The 6,000-nt window shown below is 35.8% G+C and carries 6 protein-coding genes; all 6 read right to left on the minus strand.

From position 1 onward, the window contains the following. Positions 1-467 precede the first annotated feature (467 nt). The 6 genes from ACU1LP_RS15830 to ACU1LP_RS15855 all read right to left on the minus strand — a co-directional run bounded on the left by ACU1LP_RS15830 (position 468) and on the right by ACU1LP_RS15855 (position 5,804). Positions 468-1,487, minus strand: a complete 1,020-nt coding sequence (locus ACU1LP_RS15830) for a sirohydrochlorin chelatase (RefSeq protein WP_445732153.1) — start codon at positions 1,485-1,487, stop codon at positions 468-470. Positions 1,488-1,515: 28 nt separating this feature from the next. Next, positions 1,516-2,139: an HmuY family protein gene (locus ACU1LP_RS15835; protein ID WP_445732154.1), complete on the minus strand. Its 624-nt coding sequence runs from the start codon at positions 2,137-2,139 to the stop codon at positions 1,516-1,518. 18 nt (positions 2,140-2,157) lie between these two features. Beyond that, positions 2,158-4,152, minus strand: coding sequence for a TonB-dependent receptor plug domain-containing protein (locus ACU1LP_RS15840; protein WP_445736765.1), 1,995 nt, complete (start codon positions 4,150-4,152; stop codon positions 2,158-2,160). 41 nt (positions 4,153-4,193) lie between these two features. Then, positions 4,194-4,469, minus strand: coding sequence for a carboxypeptidase-like regulatory domain-containing protein (locus ACU1LP_RS15845; RefSeq protein WP_445736766.1), 276 nt, complete (start codon positions 4,467-4,469; stop codon positions 4,194-4,196). A 135-nt stretch (positions 4,470-4,604) separates the two neighbouring features. Next, positions 4,605-5,273, minus strand: coding sequence for a response regulator transcription factor (locus tag ACU1LP_RS15850; protein ID WP_445736767.1), 669 nt, complete (start codon positions 5,271-5,273; stop codon positions 4,605-4,607). A gap of 216 nt (positions 5,274-5,489) precedes the next feature. Beyond that, the gene (locus ACU1LP_RS15855) at positions 5,490-5,804 is read right to left on the minus strand and encodes a hypothetical protein (protein WP_445735133.1); all 315 of its coding nucleotides are present in this window, start codon (positions 5,802-5,804) and stop codon (positions 5,490-5,492) included. Between the last annotated feature and the right edge of the window lie 196 nt (positions 5,805-6,000).

Here is a 6,000-nt window from a genome sequence, read left to right on the forward strand (position 1 = left end):
GCGTTCCATGACATCAATTGCCTAAGCAGATATTTTTTGGTGAAAAACCATTGAGCTGGGAGGCGGTCTTATTATCATTATAGAAAATGGTGCGCCAATGGCGTTTGGAAGACCTGCTGGATAGGTATTTTAAATAGGCACAAAGCAAAATTAGACCTTTTGAGGCAACAGATAAGTAAATTTATCAAGCGATATTGTTGACAATTAAATTGGATTGGAAACTGAAAATTTGAAAATATGGATTGTCCCGCTTGGAATCAATCGCAAAGTTTTGCGTTTCCAATATTCAGCCGAAACTTGTCGGTTTGCTAAATTTTAGATGCCAATAACAGGTTTTGGGCAATTCTAAATTCAGCCTTTTTTTGCACGTTTTTGTAGTTCCGAAAGAGTGATCAATTCCGATATTTTTTTAGGTTTAATTTCAAATTCGCTTTTTTTTTCATTTTTAAAAATCTAAAAACTCGAATTTACTCTTCTATTTTCTTTGTTTTCAATGCTTCTTCAACGGATGTTTTAATAAATTTTGTAATGTTAGGGTGAGGCAATAGTGTTTTACCGCTCCATTTATAATTCAATCCTTCCAACCTTTTTACATACCCAGCTTCAATGCCACCTTGCGATAGTAATAGTGGAACAACAATTACTTCTCCATCTTTTCCAGATTGGGAAACGAGGGTTCTAAGTTGTTCTTTGGCTTGTTCATAAATAGCAGGATTTGCATCATCACGAACTGTAAGCCCAAATATTTGCTTAAACTTATTCCCTTTTTCCGATTGCATTGTTCGTATTTGGTCAGCAAGATTGTCAATTGTTTTTACCCAATTTTTGTTATCATTTTCGTCATTAGGGCCGTGAGCAACAATAAGTATTGTTTCATTTATTGGATTTGTACTTAATTCGGATATGCGGTCATAAATAATCTCTGCTACAAGTGGATGAGCATCTAATGGGTTTGTTAAAATTATTTTTGATTTAAAATGGAGGGGTTTCAATTCCATTTTTTCTTCGGCGTTTATCATTGAATGCGAGGCTTCCATTGGCATAGAAGCCATGGAATTATGCTTATCCTCTTTTTTCATTGTGCTATGGTTCCCTTTCTTCTCCATATTCCCACTGCCATGGTGCATCATTATCATTGGCGGATCGGCCAATGTGTCCCGTAGTCCCAATAGATATTCATTTTGTCGGATGATTGGGCTGTATGATGAAATAAACAATGGAACAACAGCTATGGTTGTAACTCCTTTGCTTTCCAGTTTGTCAATTCCTGCCTGCATTGTTGTTGGATTTGCCATTCCAAATGCCACTTCCACCATGTAATTTTCCCGTAAGCTTTCCGTAGCATTTTTTACTGTATCGTCCCAACTACTATGCTTCCCGCCATGGGCAAGTATTAAAACTCCAACTTTTTTTGCTTGGGCGGTAAGTGAGAGGTTTCCCGATACCATTATACCTAGGATCAAGGTAATGATTCCTGCTTTTTTCATTTTTTCCATTTTTATTGATTAACGATAATTAGAATGTTATAACACCTTCATTTGGTTGATATACATAATTGAAAGTAAAATACCTGCCTTCATCAACCGCTACTTTGGGGTTGGAAGGTGCATCTTTATAATAACTTAAAATTTCAACTTTTGCATAATTTCCATTTCTCGTTTTAAACACCAATATTTTACCCGCTATTGGGGTAATTAAATTTGCCTGTGAATCATATAGATACCAACCGTTGCCACTACCACTTGCAATGGCATAACCTGTATTGGAATCTTGTGTAAATAACGATGCATCAACATCTGTAATAGATGCCATGGTTCCATTTGCAATATATGCGGCTGCATTTCCGGTTCTTTCAGGTTCGTCTGTTGTGCCTAAGGAAACCCCTCCATTTACTATTATGGTGGTTCCCCTAAAAGCGATGTCCCATTCCGTACCACTTGTTGTTGTTTGACCAGTTGCAAAGTCAAATTTTGCAAATTGACCCGAAACAGGTTGGCCTTGTCCACCTTCTTGTGGCGCGTACAAATTTGAAATGTTTTGCGATTCTACTTCCAATAACGGCGTTGTATTGTCATCACTATTACAAGAGGTAAAACCTATAAATAATGTTACTAAAGTCACTAATTGAATTGTTTTCATTTGGTTTGTATTTAAGTATTAAAATTGAATATTAAGTTTTCCGTAAATAATTCTTCCTGGGATGTTGCTAATGTTTTGGGCATCTGTAAAGTCCAGTAAATTATCAATCCCAAAACTCATTTGATAATTTTTATAAAGTGTTTTATTAATTGCAAAATCAATAATGGTGTACCCGTCCACAAAAATGTCGTAAACGTCTAAATAGCCGTTTCCATTACTGTCCTGCAATCCGTATTTACTACGATAAGTTGCCCTAATATTGGTGTCGAGCCCCCATTTTGGGATGGCATAAAATACTTTTAGGTTCAACATGTGCCTTGAACGGTTATATAGACCGAAATAATCGCCTTTTTCAAGCTGAAATGATGGAGAGCTTGGATTTTTCCTGGCAAATACTTCTTCATTTTTAAAAGCTCTTTCAGCTTCTTTGTCCTTTGCAAATAATAATTGGTAACCCCCTGATATTTTAAGTTGTTCGCTTGACATCCAAGTATAATTAAACTCTAATCCTTGAGTGTACGCTTTATTGACATTATAATAACTGAATATATTTTGACCGTTAGTTTTATTGGCAATAATTCGAGTGTCGATTAAACCCTTGATTTTGTTTCTAAATACATTTACATTGAGGTTAAGGGTAGAAGAAAGCTTATAATCGGCACCTATATTTATACTGACCGAGTTTTCAGGGTTTAATTCACCTTCAAATTCAGAAATTGGCACAATTATATTGGCAATTTGTCCTTGGGCCTCTAATTGTGAAATTGCATTTGCTACAGCATTATAGCCTAAAACCGTATAACCTACTGTTGCATTTGTAAAATCGAAATAGAGTTGCCTAAAATCAGGGGCTTTAAAACCATATCCTACGGAGCCTTTTAAAGCTATTTTATCATTAAGTTCATAACGAAGGGCCGCTTTTGGGCTAAATTGGGATTTATATATGTTATGGGTTTCAAAACGGACCCCTAAAATAATATTTGTTTTTTCGGTTGGATTGCCATCATATTGAAAATATGTGTAAAACGAATTGAATTCCGGGTCCGTTGTGAAATCGGTCCTGTCCAATGTTTCGCGGTTAAAACCAATACCGCCTATAAAAGAATTTTCATCATTGGGATTATACATGGCCCTAATTTCTGGGCGGACCATTAGTTGATTAAAGAAATTATCGCTAAAACGTGTCCCATCGTTAGTGTCTAAATATTCATCAGCTTTATATCTTGTCGCATAAAACTCGAAGTAACTGTTCCATTTCCCATTATATTCATGGCTTAATTTTAAATGTGTATTCCACTCATTGATAACGCTTTCGCCTTTCAAATCTTCAGAGGAAATGTAATCCTGATTTTGAGTGTAATATCTTCCTGAAACAAAGAGGTCGGTATCATCGGAAAAATCATAGGTAACTTTTGTGTTCATTGTATAATTAGCAAAAGGCTCAACCGTATTAAGATTGTCATTTTCAATTAGGTCGTAACCATCACTGCTGTATTTATTTAAAAAGGCAATAACACCTATGTCATTTTTTTTAAAGTTAATAGCGGTACTTATATCGTTTGTGTTAAAAGTGCCCAGCCTATAATTTAAGTTGCCTTTAAAGCCGTTTTTGGGTGTTTCGGTTATAATATTGATAACACCCCCAAGCGCATCACTACCATATAAACTTGAAGAAGCGCCTTTAACAATCTCAATCTGCTTAATGTTTCCAACGGTTATCCTATTAATATCCAATGTGCCTGCAGAACGGCCAACAAGGGGAACACCATCTATAAGAATTAAAGTGTATTGCGAATCCAAACCTTGCAATTGAACGCCTTCACTGCTACCAAAATCGGGTACCGTTATCAAGCCGGTTTGTTCGTTTAAAATATCGCTTAAGCGAATGGAATTTGAACGTGAAATATCTTTTTTAGATATAATTTGAGCAGGCAAGGGCAAAGAGGATAATTGTCTTACAGTTCTTGTTGCCGTAACAATAACTTCATTGAGCGTCAGCAATTCTTCTATCATGATTATCTTATCTAAAGTTGTTGTTTTTTCAACTTTTACAATTACATTATTGATTTTTTTTTTTGATATCCCAGATGGGATATTGATAAACTGTAATTTCCAATAGGAATATCCTTAAAGAAAACAATTCCGTTTTCATCGGTTATTTTCCCATCCGCCATGCTATTGTCCGGCAAATTTATCAATGATACTGATGAAGAACCCAATGGCGTATTTGTAGTATTTAAAATAGTAGCCTTTATATTTCCTATTTCATCTTGGGCAAATAGAGTTACGTTTATAAGGGTTAAAGCAACAATTGAAATTACTTTCTTCATAGTTTTAATTTAGGATACGCTTTGAAAATTGATATCACAAAAGTATTATTTAGAATTATTCTAAACAATACCCTAGAAGCGGTATTTTAAGTCATGTAAAACAGGGAGGGGAAATACCGCAATTGAGGTAGTGAATTAAGTTTGTTGTGGTTTGATGATCCCTTTTTTTATAGCGTAGATGATCAGCTCAGAGGAGTTCCGTATTTTTAGTTTTTTGAAAATATTTTTGCGGTGGGTGCCAATGGTATGAAAACTAAGGTTTAATTTATTGGCTATGTCTTTGGTTGTATAGCTTTCGGCAATGAGGCTTATAACTTCAACCTCTCTTTCGCTTAACGAAATAGGTTGACAATGGTGGCATACAGAGCCACTTGGGCAATGGTGGGTAACATTTTCCAGAATAACATCCATCACCCTTCCGCAGAAAAACTTTTCCTCTTTCGCCGATGCATAAACAGCGTTTATTATTTCTCCTTCATCACACTCTTTTAAAAGATAGGATTTCACACCATAATCAAGGACTTTAAGTACATCTTGCTTGTTTTGATTGGTAGTCACTACAATTACATTTATTTGCGGATATTTTTTTCGGATGAATGCAATATCCTCTATGCTGAAATAGTCGGGAATAAAAAAATCGATGATGATGATGTCTGGATTTATTTTATTTAGTTTGACCAATAATTCCTTACTGTGTTTAACCTCTCCACAAATTTGAATGTCTTTCCTTTTGGACAGAAGCGATTTTAACCCTTCCCTTGTAAGTGTATGTGCATCTGCTATAAGAATTTTGGTTTTTATCATGGAATGGATTAGAAATTATTATTTAGACAGATTCTAAATTACAAAGAAACACTTTTATTCTGTTATGACAAAAGACTTGAATTAAGTATTTTGGATTAGGATTAAAAAAAAGCTATTGGTTGCGTAATGATTTTTTGTTATTTCTTTTCGAAATTTACCTATTGTCGCCTTTACAGAGTACGCCCTATGAATGTGATGGAGTTTACCTATGATTCTCTATTTGAACCCTGAGCGCAGCATAGGATTATTGCTATATAACGGTTTTGTTGGAGTGACTCTCTGACCCAAAGGCCAAAGGGAAGCTTCTATTGCTCGTGAAGTTTTTCCTTGATGGGCTGTTTTACCTTGTAAGCTTGGTCTTTCTTGAGTTTCTTCCCGCCCTGGGCGCCCCGCTTCCTGCTTGCCAGGGCCCCGTTTGCCGCCTTTTTTGTACTGCGCCCAGATCTTGTTCACGGAACGCTCGGTGATCCCGAATATCTCGCTGACCTGTTTTTTTACGCCAAATTTCTTGCGTAGATATTCTGTAACCAAAAAACCGTGTATTCTCTTGTGCCTCTTTGTTCTTGTTCTTATTTGTAATCATTTTCGTATCACAAAAAAAAACACAAAAACTAAATTATGCTCTTATCAACAAGAACAAAAATTACAAAATCGGGTAGGAGAAACGGGATTAATTCCCGTTTCGACCTCCCACACCACCGTACGTACGGTTCCGTATACGGCGGTT

The organism is Mariniflexile sp., from assembly GCF_052728615.1.